The organism is Acetobacter estunensis (assembly GCF_011516945.1).
In the GTDB taxonomy this organism is placed as follows: domain Bacteria; phylum Pseudomonadota; class Alphaproteobacteria; order Acetobacterales; family Acetobacteraceae; genus Acetobacter; species Acetobacter estunensis.
Genome location: NZ_WOTH01000018.1, coordinates 15,005 through 29,240, shown reverse-complemented (window position 1 = coordinate 29,240; position 14,236 = coordinate 15,005). Strand labels below are relative to the sequence as shown.

At 63.6% G+C, this 14,236-nt stretch carries 12 protein-coding genes and 1 tRNA gene; 6 read left to right on the top strand and 7 right to left on the bottom strand.

The genetic code is table 11. The features are described 5' to 3' along the window. The first annotated feature begins 39 nt into the window (after positions 1–39). The 3 genes from GOB87_RS09755 (at position 40) to GOB87_RS09745 (ending at position 2,592) form a co-directional block, all read left to right on the top strand. The gene (locus GOB87_RS09755) at positions 40–954 is read left to right on the top strand and encodes a hypothetical protein (protein ID WP_166315890.1); all 915 of its coding nucleotides are present in this window, start codon (positions 40–42) and stop codon (positions 952–954) included. Between the two features lie 80 nt (positions 955–1,034). Next, positions 1,035–1,352: a DUF2190 family protein gene (locus GOB87_RS09750; RefSeq protein ID WP_166315887.1), complete on the top strand. Its 318-nt coding sequence runs from the start codon at positions 1,035–1,037 to the stop codon at positions 1,350–1,352. A 175-nt stretch (positions 1,353–1,527) separates the two neighbouring features. Then, positions 1,528–2,592, top strand: coding sequence for a tyrosine-type recombinase/integrase (locus GOB87_RS09745; protein ID WP_166315884.1), 1,065 nt, complete (start codon positions 1,528–1,530; stop codon positions 2,590–2,592). Between the two features lie 6 nt (positions 2,593–2,598). Here GOB87_RS09745 and GOB87_RS09740 read toward each other — a convergent pair. The 6 genes from GOB87_RS09740 to mnmE form a co-directional block, all read right to left on the bottom strand. Next, a tRNA-Lys gene (locus tag GOB87_RS09740) sits at positions 2,599–2,674 on the bottom strand. A 79-nt stretch (positions 2,675–2,753) separates the two neighbouring features. Next, complete coding sequence (locus tag GOB87_RS09735) at positions 2,754–3,677, bottom strand: ParB/RepB/Spo0J family partition protein (RefSeq protein WP_166315881.1); 924 nt, start codon at positions 3,675–3,677, stop codon at positions 2,754–2,756. Beyond that, positions 3,674–4,507: a ParA family protein gene (locus tag GOB87_RS09730; protein ID WP_373320699.1), complete on the bottom strand. Its 834-nt coding sequence runs from the start codon at positions 4,505–4,507 to the stop codon at positions 3,674–3,676. Before GOB87_RS09730 ends, GOB87_RS09735 begins: the two co-directional genes overlap by 4 nt. Beyond that, the gene (gene rsmG / locus GOB87_RS09725) at positions 4,500–5,102 is read right to left on the bottom strand and encodes a 16S rRNA (guanine(527)-N(7))-methyltransferase RsmG (RefSeq protein ID WP_166315878.1); all 603 of its coding nucleotides are present in this window, start codon (positions 5,100–5,102) and stop codon (positions 4,500–4,502) included. Before rsmG ends, GOB87_RS09730 begins: the two co-directional genes overlap by 8 nt. 4 nt (positions 5,103–5,106) lie before the next feature. After that, the gene (gene mnmG, locus GOB87_RS09720) at positions 5,107–6,975 is read right to left on the bottom strand and encodes a tRNA uridine-5-carboxymethylaminomethyl(34) synthesis enzyme MnmG (protein ID WP_166315875.1); all 1,869 of its coding nucleotides are present in this window, start codon (positions 6,973–6,975) and stop codon (positions 5,107–5,109) included. Positions 6,976–6,994: 19 nt separating this feature from the next. After that, positions 6,995–8,332 carry a tRNA uridine-5-carboxymethylaminomethyl(34) synthesis GTPase MnmE gene (gene mnmE, locus GOB87_RS09715; protein WP_264805804.1) on the bottom strand — a complete coding sequence of 446 codons (1,338 nt, stop codon included), beginning with the start codon at positions 8,330–8,332 and terminating at the stop codon, positions 6,995–6,997. Positions 8,333–8,449: 117 nt separating this feature from the next. Here mnmE and GOB87_RS09710 point away from each other — a divergent pair, with 117 nt between their 5' ends. Next, positions 8,450–8,902, top strand: coding sequence for a methylated-DNA--[protein]-cysteine S-methyltransferase (locus tag GOB87_RS09710; RefSeq protein ID WP_166315869.1), 453 nt, complete (start codon positions 8,450–8,452; stop codon positions 8,900–8,902). A 69-nt stretch (positions 8,903–8,971) separates the two neighbouring features. Continuing rightward, positions 8,972–9,454, top strand: a complete 483-nt coding sequence (gene mntR / locus GOB87_RS09705) for a manganese-binding transcriptional regulator MntR (protein WP_264805807.1) — start codon at positions 8,972–8,974, stop codon at positions 9,452–9,454. Positions 9,455–9,479: 25 nt separating this feature from the next. Here the strand turns inward: mntR and GOB87_RS09700 are convergent, their stop codons facing one another. After that, positions 9,480–11,540 carry a protein-disulfide reductase DsbD family protein gene (locus tag GOB87_RS09700; RefSeq protein WP_264805809.1) on the bottom strand — a complete coding sequence of 687 codons (2,061 nt, stop codon included), beginning with the start codon at positions 11,538–11,540 and terminating at the stop codon, positions 9,480–9,482. A 131-nt stretch (positions 11,541–11,671) separates the two neighbouring features. Here GOB87_RS09700 and hrpB point away from each other — a divergent pair, with 131 nt between their 5' ends. Beyond that, the gene (gene hrpB, locus GOB87_RS09695; protein WP_166315864.1) at positions 11,672–14,224 is read left to right on the top strand and encodes an ATP-dependent helicase HrpB; all 2,553 of its coding nucleotides are present in this window, start codon (positions 11,672–11,674) and stop codon (positions 14,222–14,224) included. Positions 14,225–14,236 lie beyond the last annotated feature (12 nt).

The window sequence follows — 14,236 nt, the reverse complement described above, 5'->3', positions numbered from 1 at the left end:
TTTTAACAGTTTTCCGTCTTTCTTAGTGAAAGATGAACTATGAAAAATCAGGCAGTTACCGGCACGGACCCAAAGTTTGGGCTTTCATCCCCCGTGGATGGCTCGAACACCCACGGGGTTAATGAAAGATGGTCTGATGAGAAAACAGACCTGACGATTCTAACACTGGGCGAACAGCCTGTCACCCTGAAATCCCTTGAGCCGCTTCCTCAATGGATGCCTTGGCGCACTCTCGGCTCCAGCAAGGTTCCCCTCTCCATTCGTCCGAACGAGAAGGGCGACGGTTTCAACCCGAAGAAGTGGGGCACTCACGAACAGCTTGCCTTTCGTATGCACCGCGACCGTGCACTCCATGAGGGCATCGGTCTCGGTGCGTTGCAGGACAACAGCGGTCTGTATCTTTGTGGGATAGATTTGGACTCATGTTATGAAGAATTGTTTGATGACGCCCTAAAGCCATGGGCCGATGACATCCTGAAACGCTTCGATACCTACGCCGAGGTGTCGCCATCGGGCAAAGGCGTTAAAGCGTTCTTCCTCACGGACGGCGAAACCTACGCGCGACTCACTGATGCCATGGGCGACCGCAAGCGTGTCGCTTGGTCGCGTGGCGAGCATTGCGAAATCGGGCTGGACCGGGAGCGGTTCTATACCGTGACGCGCAACCGCGTGTCGTCCTGTCCCGAGACTCTGCGACTGGTGCCGTTCGATGACATGGAATGGCTCCTGAAGGTAGCCGGTCCTGCGTTCGGTGACGCCAGCGAAGCAGCAGACGGCACCAAGGCCGGTGTTGATCGCAGCGCCGAAGCCTTTCGCTTCGCTGCCAACCGTTTGCGCGAAAACCCCGAACTCACGCAGGAGGACATGATTGCGCTCATGCGGGCCGAAAGCGGACCCGTGGGCGAGTGGGCCACCGAACAATGCAAACGTGATGGCACGCCTTGCCGCTGCTGACCGCCTGATTCTGGCCGCTACCATCGGAACGCGGCCAGTTCCCGGCATTTCCACAATCCGCACCCGAAAGGGCTTCTGACATGCAGAACTATGAATCTCTCGGTCGCACTGTGACCATTCCGGCCCCGGCTGATACGGCCAGCGGCGCACCCGTTCTCGTGGGCAAGCTGTTCGGCTTTGCCGTGGGCGCTGCCACTTCTGGCGATCCGCTGGACGTTATCACCGAGGGCGTTTTCACCTCTCCCAAGGTTGCGGCCGATGCCTTCGCCGTGGGCGATGCTGTCTATTACAGCGCCGCGAACGGCATGACCGCCACGGCGGACGGGAACACCGAAATCGGCTATGCCGTCGAAGCGGCAGCGGCGGGTGCGGTTTCCGTCTCTGTCCGCATCCGCTAAGGGACCGGCCCGATGAGTTCTTTTAAGCAAGCTGATCTGACAAGGGCGCTTCGGGCTGTCCAGAAGGCGGGGAAACAGCCGTTGGGAGTCTCTCTCACTCCTGACGGCTCAATTCGCATCGACTTCGCGAAAGCCGAGGAATCGGAATCACCGCTCGACCAGTGGATGAGAGACAATGCGCGTTCGACTCCCCGGTCTTAATACCGTCCGCAACCGCAAAACCGGGCAGGCGTATTACTATTTCGGCAAGGGCGGTCCCCGTATCCATGGTGAACCGGGGACTCCCGAATTTCTGGAAAATTACCGCAAAGCCGAAGTGGCGGCAGGGAAAACAACTGCCGGGACCGTCCAGCATATTCTCAACGAATGGCAGCGGACTCCGAGGTTTCAGGCTCTCGCACCGTCCACACGGCGGCAATACATCGAGTCCGTGATCGTCATCGAGCGGACGTTCGGCACCATGCCCATCGCTGCCTTGGCCGATAAGCGGGCGCGGGGTGTCTTCCTCGCATGGCGGGACAGCATGAGCGCAACACCGCGCACGGCTGACATTCGGCTCCGTACGCTGTCCGTGGCGCTCAATCATGCCGTTGATCGTGGATGGCTGGACCGCAACCCTGTTGCCAAGCCGGGACGCCTGCACAACGTCACACGGGCCGACAAGACGTGGACAGACGCCGATCTGGCGGCCTTCCACGCTTCAGCACCAGATCATCTTCGCCTTGCGCTCACGCTGGCACTGCACACGGGCCAGCGGCAGGGCGATCTTCTGCGTCTCACTTGGGCGCAATATGACGGGCGATACATCCGACTCACGCAGCAGAAGACAGGCGCGCGCGTCGTGATCCCTGCCACGGCGGAACTACGTGCGATTCTGGATGAAAGGAGAGGACCGGCAAACGACACCATTCTAACCACACAACGCGGGCAACGTGCATGGACCAGTGACGGCTTCAGGGCGTCATGGAATCAGGCAATGAAGGACGCGGGCGTTACGGGCGTCACTTTCCACGATCTGCGTGGGACGGCTGTCACGCGCCTCTCTGTTGCCGGATGCACGCCGCAGGAAATCGGCACCATCACGGGACATTCGCTGTCCCATGTGAACGCCATCATCGACTCCCATTACCTGAAACGGGACACGGCGCTGGCCGACTCCGCCATCAGGAAGCTGGAAGAATCCCAAACGCTTCCCAAATCCGGGTTAGGCGGTAATATCAAATCTGACGGAAAGCGTTGAAAATCCTGGTGGGCGCACAAGGGCTCGAACCTTGGACCCGCTGATTAAGAGTCAGCTGCTCTACCAACTGAGCTATGCGCCCAGGATTTCAGGATCACGACCATGTCGCGATGGGCGCCTTTTAGCAGGGGAGAATTACAGGCGCAAGAGGGTTAATCGCCTTATCTGTTCAGGAGCGCCAGAAGGGCATCGAACTGGTCGAGAGAGTTGTAATTGAAGCTGATTGCGCCTCCCCGTCCGTCAAACTTGATCTGAACCCGCAGTCCAAGCTTTGCAGAGAGATCGCGCTCCAGCATGGCGATTTCCGGATCGCGCTTTTCGCGGACGGGCTTGCCTTCCGTTTTTGTGCTCGCTGTTTTCGCCGCACGCTGCACGAGGGCTTCTGTCTGACGAACGGAAAGATCCCGCGCCATGACATCGCGGGCAGCTGCCACAGGATCTGGATGACCGAGAAGGGCACGGGCGTGACCGGCCGACAGTTTGCCTTCCGTGACGTCCCGGCGCAAAGGCGCGGGCAGCCGTAGCAGCCGCAAGGTGTTGGTGATATGGGGGCGCGACTTGCCGATGGCGCGCGCCAGTTCGTCCTGCGTGAGGTGATAGTCCTCAATCAGGCGACTGAAGCCTTCGGCCTCTTCCATGGGGTTGAGGTCGGAGCGCTGGAGGTTTTCCACCAACGCCGCCGCCATGGCATTGGTGTCGTCCAGTTCGCGCACCAGCACGGGGATCTCATGCAGCCCCGCCTGCTGCGCGGCGCGCCACCGACGCTCTCCGCCGATGATCTGCCATGTGCCGGGTTTGTCCGGATGAGGGCGGGCAAGGATGGGTTGGAGAATACCACGGGCACGAATGGATTCGGTCAGTTCCGTCAGAGCCTCCGGCTCCATGTTCTGCCGGGGCTGGAAGGGGCTTGGCTCCAAGGTTTCGATGGGCAGCGAACTGACATGCGCACCGGGCAGCTTGCGAGGAGCCTCCGGTGTCGCGTCTGTGCTGGGCGTCGAAGGCTGCACAGGCGCCTGTTCGCCCAGAAGTGCCGCCAGACCGCGCCCGAGGCGGGGACGTGCGGTGGCCTTTTTCTTCGTGCTCACGGTGTGCCTCCCTTGCGGCTGTCCAGACGTGTCTGCAATTCCTTGGCAAGCGCCGTATAGGACGCTGCGCCACTCGAACGCGGGTCATAGGTCATGACCGGCGTGCCATGGCTCTGCGCTTCCGAAATGCGGATGTTGCGGGGAATGACAGTCTGCATCACCGCATCGCCGAAGAAGCTCCGGGCATCGGCGGCGACAAGTTCGGACAGGTTGTTGCGGCGGTCATACATGGTCAGCACGATGCCCGCGGTGGACAGCGTGGGATTGAACTGGCGACGCACCTGCTCGATAGTTTTCGTGAGGTGACTGATGCCTTCCAGCGCGAAGAACTCACATTGGAGAGGTGCCACAACCCCATCTGCCGCCACCAGCGCGTTGAGCGTCAACAGCCCGAGACTGGGTGGGCAATCGATGATGATGTAATCCGTCTGCTCGCTCAGCCCCGCAATGGCCGTTTTGAGACGCTGTTCGCGCCCGTCTTCCGCGATCAGTTCAATCTCGGCCCCCACCAGCTCCGTGCTGGCGACGATGACGTCGAGATTGTCCACCTCGGTTTCCTGCAACAGATCCTGCGCCGGGGCTTCGCCCATGAGCAGCGTGTAGGAGCCGCGTGTGCGGGCGTTGTAGTCCACGCCCAGTCCCGTGGAGGCGTTGCCCTGCGGGTCCAGGTCGATCAGTGTGACGCGGCTGCCATTCTGGGCAAGGGCCGCCGCGAGGTTGATGGCCGTTGTGGTCTTGCCCACGCCACCTTTCTGATTGGCAATGGCCAGGACGATGGGGGCTCGCGTTCTGCCCCGGTTTTTACGAGTGATTTTCTGCGATTCAGACACGCCGGATGTCACTTATCTTGAGGATGGTGCCGCCGGGTGTGCGGCTTGGAATGCGTTCAACCGTCATGTGCCAGTGGCGCTCCGCGTCGGTCAACTCATCGGGCGCATGTTGCCCCTTCAGAAAGAGGGCGAAACCGCCCGGAGCGATCAAGGGAGCGGACCAGTCCAGCAGTTGGTCGAGGCGTGCCAGAGCCCGCGCTGTCACGACGGGGGCGGGTGGCAGATCAAGCGTTTCGATGCGCCGGTCGATTACGCGCGTGCGGCAACCCGTTGCGCGACTGGCCTCACGCAGGAACGCGGCTTTCCGTCGATCCGATTCCACCAGCGTGACGTCTGCATCGGCCGCGATGGCGAGGATCAGGCCGGGAAATCCGCCTCCCGATCCCAGATCGGTGATGCGCGTGCCGCGTTCCACCAGAGGCACGAGTTGGAGACAGTCTTCGATGTGACGGGACCATAAATGCGGAAGATCGCGCGACGAAATCAGGTTGATCTTTTGTGTCCAGCGCGTGAGGAGGTCCGCGAAGCAGACAAGACGTTCGAATGTTTCACGTGGAACATCAGGCAGCGATAGGGGGTGTGGAGGAGTCGGCATTGGGTCAGGCGGCCTGCTGCTGTTTCAGGTGGGCGAGAAGCGCCATTAGCGCGGAGGGTGTGACGCCCGGAATGCGTTGGGCAGCTGCGAAGTTGGCTGGGTGTGCCCGCTCAAAGCGTTCGCGCATTTCCGCGCTCAGGCCGCCGACGCGACTGAAATCGAAATCTTCCGGCACGATAATGGAGGATTCATTGTGAAGCTGCCGGATCTCGCGCTCTTGGCGGGCGAGGTAGCCGCTGTAACGCGCTTCCGTTTCCACATGCAGCCGAATGCGCGGGGGTAGGGCCACAAACCATGGCGCAAGCAGTCCGATTGCGTCGGCCTTTGCTCCCGTTGCCAACACGTCCAGCAGGGAGCGGCGTCGCCCATCGGGTGAGACGGAAACGCCCGCGGCTATTAAAGGTGCGGGAAGCCAAGTTTCCTGCGCGGCACGTTCCGTCGCACTCTGGATCGCCACACGGGTTTGCCCGAACAGGGTGGCGCGCATGGTGTCCACGCATCCCCATGTCTCTCCAATGGGTGTCAGGCGAAGATCAGCGTTGTCGGCGCGAAGTGTCAGGCGATATTCCGCGCGAGAGGTGAACATGCGGTAGGGTTCGGAGACGCCCTGCGTCACCAGATCGTCAATCATGACGCCGATATAGGCATCGCTGCGTGAGAGCGTAACAGGCGTATTTCCCGCAGCACGATGCGCGGCGTTGACGCCGGCGAGAAGTCCTTGCGCACCGGCTTCTTCATAGCCCGTTGTGCCATTGATCTGACCGGCCATGAACAGGCCGGGAATTGCACGCAGTTCCAAGGAGTGCGTGAGCGCGCGCGGATCGATGTAGTCATATTCCACGGCGTAACCGGGGCGCACGATACGGGCGTTTTCCAGCCCCGCCATCGTGCGGATCATGCGTTCCTGCACGGCAGGGGGGAGGCTGGTGGAAATCCCGTTGGGATAGACCAGATCGCCACCCGGATTGCCCGGCAGGGCCTCAGGTTCGAGAAAAATCTGGTGCGATGTACGCTCTGCAAAACGCACGACTTTGTCTTCGATCGATGGGCAGTAGCGCGGTCCGCGTCCGGCGATGGCGCCGCTATAGACTGCGGAAAGATGGAGGCTATCACGAATGATGTCGTGAGTGCGCTCATTCGTGGCCGTGATCCGGCAGCTTATTTGCGGGTTGGTGATGCGTTCCGTCAGGCGCGAAAACGGTTCGGGCTGCGCATCGCCAGCGTCTTCAGCCAGAGATTCCCAGTCGATGCTGGCGCGATCGAGGCGCGCAGGCGTGCCAGTTTTCAATCGCCCCATGGGCAGGCCGAGGGCTTCCAGCCGACGCCCCAGCGCGTTAGCTGGTCGGTCGCCCACACGGCCGGCCGGTTGGGTGTCGTGTCCAAAATGAATTACGCCGCGCAGGAACGTGCCAGCGGCGATAACGACGGACGGTGCGGTGAATGTGCGACCGTCTTCGCAGGTTACGCCGCTGACGCTGCCATCCGGTGCGAGATTCAGATCGTCCACGGCAGCTTCAAGAAGTGTCAGGTTTTCAGTGGCGTGGAGAAGGGTGTGAATGGCATCTCGATACAGCCCCCGATCAGCCTGCGCGCGGGGGCCATGCACGGCTGGTCCCTTGGAACGGTTGAGCAGTTTGAAGTGAATGCCCGCCGCATCGGCCGCCCGACCCATCAGGCCGTCCAGCGCATCGATCTCGCGCACGAGATGACCCTTGCCAATCCCGCCGATGGCCGGGTTGCAGGACATCGCGCCCACGGTCTCCATCCGGTGCGTGAGCAGCACTGTCCGCGCGCCGCAACGGGCAGCGGCAGCGGCGGCCTCGCATCCGGCATGGCCGCCGCCCACAACGATGACATCGAACTGATTTTTCATGACGCGGCCTCCATTTTTCTCATTTGCCAATGCAGAACTGTCCGAAAACAGTGTCCAGAAGATCTTCCACACCCACCTCACCGGTCAGGCGACCGAGTGCGCGCATGGCAAGTCTCAGTTCCTCGCCGCGCATTTCCGGCCAGTCAACGGCGAGCGCGGCCTTGAGATGCTCGTGCGCCACCATGGCGGCCGCACGGTGGCGGGCGCGGGTCAATGGAGGGGCGATGCTGCCCGAGGCTGTCAGTTCCCGCACGCGCCGCTCCAGATTTTCCTGCAAGGCGGCCAGTCCAGTTTCGTCGCGCAGGCTGATGCCGAGCACGGGCACATCTTCGATGGTGAAAGGGGCTGGAGCAAGATCGATCTTGTTGCATACGGGCAAGGCGCCCGGCAGCAGATGATCAGGTGCCGCTTCGGCGAAGAACATCTGCACCACGCAGTCGGCATGTTCCACGTGAAACATCGCCCGTTTCACCCCCTCCGCCTCGATCGGATCGGTGGTCTCGCGCAGTCCCGCCGTGTCCACCAGAGTGACGCGCACACCGGCCAGCATGGTGACGATCTCGATGGCATCTCGCGTCGTGCCGGCCACGGGCGAGACAATGGCGGCCTGACGTTCGGCGAGATGGTTGAGCAGCGTGGACTTGCCTGCGTTCGGCGGTCCGACAATGGCGATGGTGAGGCCGCGCCGGATGCGCTCGCCCCGTTCGCCATCTGCCAGATGGGCACTGATCTCGTCACGAAGGGCGGCGGTCTCGGTCAGAAGAGCGGCTTCCACTTCCGGCGGCAAATCTTCGTCGGGAAAATCGATCAGCGCTTCCTGTCGCGCCAGCACGTTGCGCAGGCGGTCGGCCCAGCCGCGATAGAGCGTGCCCAGTCGGCCTTCGGACTGCGCCAGCGCCTGTTTCCGCTGCGCTTCGGTCTCGGCTTCGATCAGGTCGGCAATGCCCTCGGCTTCCGTCAGGTCGATGCGGCCATGCAGAAAGGCACGCCGCGTGAACTCCCCCGGTTCGGCCGGGCGCGCTCCGGCCTCCACCAGTGCGCTTGCCACGGCCGAGACGATGGCGGGTCCGGCATGCAAATGAAGCTCGAAGCTGTCTTCGCCCGTGTAGTTGGCGGGACCGGGGAGCCACAGCACCAGTGCATCGTCCAGCGCATCCGTGCGGTGCACGGCATCGCGCCACAGACGGCGCAGGCTGGCTTTGCGGGGAGCGGGGAGTGTGCCGAGAAGACGGCGCAGGATCGCATCGCTGCCGGTTCCGCTGACGCGCATCACGGCGATGGCGGCGCGGGCAGTGCCGGTGGCGAGCGCGAAAATCGGCTCAAGGGGTTGGGTGCGAAGGGCGGACGGCGTGGGCACGGTCTTGCGTTTCCGGTTAGTGGCGGGACTGTCATTCGCAGAGTGCGGACAGTTCAGGCAAGCTGGGACAGCGTGTAGCACGTCAGCAGGCTGTTCGCGCGTAATGAGGACTCCGTCATGCCGCAACTTTCGCTTCATTCACCTTTGGGGCCTTTGACGCTCACCGAAGAGGACGGCGCGATCATTTCGCTGGATTGGGGCTGGGGCCGCGATCAGACGGAAACGCCGCTGCTGTGTCAGGCGCGGGACTGGCTGGATGCGTGGTTCGATACTCCAAAGGGACAGTTTCCGTTCGCGCTCGCGCCGTTCGGCACGGCCTATCAGAAAAAGGTTTGGGATGCCCTGCTGCGCATTCCGGCGAGCGAGACCCGGACATACGCACAGATCGCCGCCGAAGTGGGGGGATCTCCCCGTTCGGTGGGGCAGGCCGTGGGGCGTAACCCCGTTCCCATTCTCATCCCCTGTCATCGTGTCGTGGCGGCGTCCGGACTGGGAGGCTATTCCGGTGACGGTGGCGTGGACGACAAGGTGTGGTTGCTGGAACTTGAAGGAGCGAGCCTTCCTCGTTGAGGCGATGCGACTGGATTGCCTGTGGTGCATGATCTATGTCCCACGGGCATGATCGCCGGGAGAAAACAGGTGTCCAGAAAGGAAAGCCGTGGCGCGTCGCGGCGGATGCCGGATGTGGAGACACAGAGCCGGGGCTTCGAGGCTGCGCGGGAAGCGCGCCGAAGCGTTCTGGTGGAGGACTATCTTGAACTGATCTCCGACCTTCTGCTTGAGGGTGGAGAGGCCCGTCAGGTCGAGATCGCAAAGCGTCTGGGCGTGTCGCAGCCGACGGTCGCCAAGATGCTGGCACGTCTGGTGGCGGAAGGGCTGGTGCACCAAAAGCCCTATCGCGGAGTTTTCTTGAGCGAGGCGGGGCAAAAGGTGGCGGATGATGCCCGCATCCGACATCAGGTGGTGGAGCGGTTCCTGCTGGCGTTGGGTGTCAGTCGCGAGAGCGCCCAGATCGATGCGGAAGGCATGGAGCACCATGTGAGCGAGGAGACTCTGGGCGCCTTTCGCATGGCGCTCGAAGGAGGGCTGGAGGCGTTCATGAAGGCGGCGCAGAAAAAATAGCCTCCGAAAATCGGGGGCGCTGCGGTCAGTGCGTCAAAGCCGAGATGACCAGATCGGGTGTGAGGATCTGCGGCAGGACGCGGCCTTCGCCTCTTCTTGGATAGAACACGTAGAGCGGCACGCCATCCCGTCCATGCTCATGTAGGAAAGCGGCGATGGTTGCATCACGGTTGGTCCAGTCCCCCTTCATGTAGGTCACACCTGCTTTTGCAAACGCTGCGCGTACCCGCGTGCTGTCCAGCGTGACGCGTTCATTGACCAGACAGGTGATGCACCACGCTGCCGTCATGTCCACGAACACGGGATGCCCTTCTTTGCGGAGTGCGGCCAGTCGCTCGGGGGAGTAAGGGGTGGCATCCGAGGCTTCGGGCGTGTGCGTGACGACGCCTGCGGGCGGCAGAACAGCCAGAAGCGGCAGAGGCAGAAGACAGATGATGAGTGCTGCCCCACGTAGGTAGCGCCCCTGCGCCCGGTTGCGGCCAAGGATGGCGAGCCACCCACCAAAGCCCACCATCAGCAGGCTGGTGCCCAGCAGAAGCACGCCGGTGCTGCCCACCTGACGGTCCAGAACCCACATCAGCCACACGCAGGTGCCCAGCACAGGAAAGGCAAGGAACTGGCGCAGAATGTCCATCCACGCCCCCGGGCGCGGCAGAAGTCGCCCAGCGCCCGGCAGAACGGCCAGCAGGACGAACGGGGCCGCCAACCCCAGCCCCATGCTCAGGAAGATGCCCATCGCGGCAAGGGGTGACGTCGCCAGTGCGCCTGCGATGGCCGCTCCCATGAAGGGCGCGGTGCAGGGTGTCGCCACGAGTACGGCTAAAAGACCGGTGAAAAAATCGGCCAGCAGTCCGTGGGTGCGGGAAATCGCGGTCTGCCCGGCACCGATGACGGGCAGTTCGAACACGCCCAGAAGTCCCAGCGCCACGATGAAGAGCAGCCAGCAGATGGCCGTGACGAAGACCGGCGACTGGAACTGGAACCCCCAGCCTGCGGCAATGCCGGCGTGCCGGATGGTAAGCGTGACTGCCCCGAGGGCCGCGAAAGTCAGCAATACGCCCACCATGTAGGCCATAGCGCCGCGCACGCGATGACCGGTCTCCTGTCCGCGCGCCAGTCCCACGGCTTTCATGGCCAGAACCGGGAACACGCACGGCATCAAATTAAGGATCAGGCCACCAAGGAAAGCCAGTCCCGCCAGTGTGAGCCATCCATCCGGCATGGCGGGGGGAGGTTGAATGGGTGCGGCGGGCATTGCAATCGGATGGGCGTGGATAGCCAGTGTTTCGGGAGCCGCATCCGGGCTGTGCAGTTCCACCAGCCCGTCCAGTGGCGTGCCTGCGTGAAAGGCGTTCAGAGGCTTAAGCTTCAGTGTCAGGCCAGAGGCTGTGCGTGCCAGTGGTTGGGGGGCAACCTGATCGACGACGCCGGGCGTGTCGGGAATGAACCATGCCTCCGTCACCGGGCGAGAGGAGGACTGCCCTACGCCGGAGAGCGTGAGTACTCCGTCCGGGGCGATGGTGGCGGAGAAAGGTGCCGATTTCGGCGCACGTGCCGCGGCCTGAGTGAAGAGAGGCGCTTCGGCCGAAGGCGTGGGGGGAGCCTTCGGGAGCGTGAGAGTGAAATCCGCTTGCTCCGGCACACAGACAGCGGCACAGACGAGCCACTCGGCATGGGCCTTCACTTGGACTGTCGTGCCGTCACCGAGTTCTGGCCTGAGTGTGACAGGCAGCAGCACTTCGCCCGTGTAGCCATAGGACATCAGCGGCCCTTCGGGCAGGCGCTGGGGGGCTGGCCATTCGATGGTGCTTGCCTGTCCCACAGCCCCGCCGGAAAGGGTCACGGTCAGCGCCACCGGTTCGCCCGCGTCTCCGGGGTTCTTCCAGTATGTGTGCCAGCCGGGTGCGAGATGGAAATGCAGCCCAAACTGTGCAGGCTGCCCCGGCTGCACGGCATCGCTCGCGCTGACCAGCGTCACACTGTCGCGTTCGGTCGTGAACGGCGCGCTCTCGGCGGCATGGACAGCGGTACCGGCAACAAGGCCGAGGGCCAGCGTCAGGAAGGAGGCGAGGGCGGTCAGGCGCACGGACTGTGATCCTTGGTCGCGGTGGGAGAGCGTGTCAGGCGCGTGGGAAGGGCGCGACTTTAGCGAGAGGAGCGTCACAGGAACAGGCTGCGCGATTGCAGGGGAACGGTGTCGCCTTCATAACGCGGAGCATGACTGATGGTGCGCACTCCGATCGGGCCGCTCGTGTGGCTTCTCTTCTGTCGGCTCCCGGCGAGGATCTGCCTGTGCGGGTCTGTCTGCCCGAACTGGTGGTGCGGCTTGAGGATGAGCCGAACGCCGTGCTCGTGGCGCCTCCGGGAGCGGGCAAGACGACGCTTGTGCCGCTGGTGTTGCTGGACGCGGGCTGGCGCGCGCCGACAGCGCGGATCGTCATGCTGGAGCCACGCAGGCTGGCCGCCCGTGCCGCCGCCCAACGTATGGCGTCCCTGCTGGGCGAAAAGGTGGGGCACACCGTCGGCTTCCGCACACGGCTGGAGTCCGCCGTCTCAGCGGCCACGCGGATCGAGGTCGTGACGGAGGGGCTGTTTCTGCGCCGCCTGCTCTCGGACCCGACGCTGGAGGACGTGGCCTGCGTGATTTTCGATGAAATTCACGAGCGGTCTCTGGATGGCGACCTCGCGCTGGCCTTCTCGCTGGATCTTCAGGCCGAATTACGTTCCGATCTGCGGCTGCTGGCCATGTCCGCCACCGCCGACACGGCGCGGCTGTGTGAACTGATGCGCGCGCCTGCGGTGGAGAGCGCGGGACGGCAGTTTCCGGTCGAAATCCGTCATGCAAAGCGTGATCTGACGTCTGCGCGCGATCTGCCGCGCGAGGCTGCGCGGGCAGTGCGTGAGATTCTGGCCGAGCGTGAGGGCGATATTCTCGTCTTCCTACCCGGCACGGGTGAAATCCGCCGCACCATGACCGAACTTCAGGGAGCGCCCGTTCTTGTGCGGCCGCTTTACGGCGAGTTACCGCCCGCTGAACAGGCCCGCGTGCTTGCGCCGGAACCGGATGGGGCGCGTCGGGTCATTCTCGCCACGTCCATTGCCGAGACCTCTCTGACCGTGCCGGGAGTGCGGATTGTCATCGATGGCGGTTTCCGGCGTGCGCCACGTTTCGATCCGGGAGCGGGTTTGGCCCGGCTGGAGACGATGCGCATCTCACGCGCAGTGGCAACGCAGCGCTCCGGGCGCGCCGGACGAGAAGCGCCGGGGCTGGGTGTGCGCCTGTGGACGCAGGCCACCGAGCGCGGCATGAGCCCGCATGACCGTCCCGAAATTCTGGATGCGGATTTGTCGGATTTTGTGCTGGCCACCAGCCTGTGGCGACAGGCCATGGGCGGAGATGGACCTCTGCGGTTGCTGGATGCGCCGCCTGCTGGCGGTGTGGCGGCGGCCCGCGAACTGCTCACGCTTCTCGGGGCGCTGGATGGGGAGGGGCACCCGACAAAAGCCGCGCAGGCCATGTCGTCTCTCGGCACGCATCCGCGTCTGGCCGCCATGATGCTGGCGGCACGAGACGCATCCGAGGCCGCACTGGCCGCCGATCTTGCCGCGTTGCTGGAAGAGCGTGATCCGATGCGGCCGCGTCAGGGCGGCCGACCCGGTGCGCCTCCTCCTGTTCCTCCGGCTGACCTCTCTCTGCGTCTGGACCTGATTGCAGGGGGTGATCATCCCGACGCCGACCGGGGTGCGCTTGCCCGTATCCGGCAGGCCGCCACCCAGTTCCGGCGGCGGATGGGATTGCAGCGCGAGACCGAATCAAAGGGAGATGCGGCCGCCCTCGTGGCTGCGGGCTTCCCCGATCGGGTAGCGCAGGCGCGCGGGGAGCCGGGAAGCTATCGTCTGGCAGGCGGTGGTAGCGCACGCATAGGCAAGGCGGATCGTCTGGCGGACTGCCGTCTTCTGGCTGTGGCCTCACTGTTTCTGCGCAAGAGCGCGGAAATCCGTCTGGCAGCACCTCTGGACCCGAACAACCTGCCGGACGCGCTGTTGGCGCGAGCGAGCGAACAGGTGGAAACGGCGCTGGACCCGGTGAGCGGCTCCATCATGGCGCGGCGGCGACTGCGTGTGGGGGCGCTTGTGCTGCGCGACCGGACCGAGGCAGTGAAGGCCGGGGACGCTGCGGATCTGCTGCTGATGCAGGCGGCGACATCGCTCGCCACGGCGTTGGAATGGACGGAGGCCGCACGGCAGTTTCAGGCGCGTGTGGCGATCGCACGCGGGACGCTGAAGCGCTCTGACTGGCCCGATTGCTCCGATGAGGCTCTTGTCTCAAGTGTGGGCGAATGGCTGGCCCCCTGGCTTGGAGGCATTACGACACTGACGGCGCTGAAAGGACTGGATCTGCTGGCAATGCTGCGGGCACGCTTCGCACATGCCGATCTTGTCTGGCTGGATCGGGAATTGCCCACGGAACTGATGCTCAAAGGCGGTCGTGTGAAGGTGGATTACAGCCAGCCGGTTCCCATAGCCTCCGCAAAAGCGCAGGTCTTTTATGGAACGATTGACACACCACGTCTTGCGGGCGGTCAGGTTCCCCTGCGTCTGGCGCTGCTCTCTCCCGCAGGTCGTCCGCAGGCGCTGACAGCGGATCTGGCGACTTTCTGGAAAAATGGCTGGCTGGACATGCGGCGTGACATGCGCGGGCGCTATCCCCGCCACGACTGGCCGGAAGATCCTTCCACGGCCTCACCTCCGCTGCCACGCGGACGTTAACGCTGTGTGCGA

What these genes read in the sequence shown, in the direction of transcription:
- GOB87_RS09745 (WP_166315884.1), top strand. Translation starts at nt 1,528, where the DNA reads ATGCGCGTTCGACTCCCCGGTCTTAATACCGTCCGCAACCGCAAAACC.
- GOB87_RS09750 (WP_166315887.1), top strand. Translation starts at nt 1,035, where the DNA reads ATGCAGAACTATGAATCTCTCGGTCGCACTGTGACCATTCCGGCCCCG.
- GOB87_RS09710 (WP_166315869.1), top strand. Translation starts at nt 8,450, where the DNA reads ATGCCGCAACTTTCGCTTCATTCACCTTTGGGGCCTTTGACGCTCACC.
- GOB87_RS09755 (WP_166315890.1), top strand. Translation starts at nt 40, where the DNA reads ATGAAAAATCAGGCAGTTACCGGCACGGACCCAAAGTTTGGGCTTTCA.
- hrpB (WP_166315864.1), top strand. Translation starts at nt 11,672, where the DNA reads ATGACTGATGGTGCGCACTCCGATCGGGCCGCTCGTGTGGCTTCTCTT.
- rsmG (WP_166315878.1), bottom strand. Translation starts at nt 5,102, where the DNA reads ATGCCGACTCCTCCACACCCCCTATCGCTGCCTGATGTTCCACGTGAA.
- mnmG (WP_166315875.1), bottom strand. Translation starts at nt 6,975, where the DNA reads ATGAAAAATCAGTTCGATGTCATCGTTGTGGGCGGCGGCCATGCCGGA.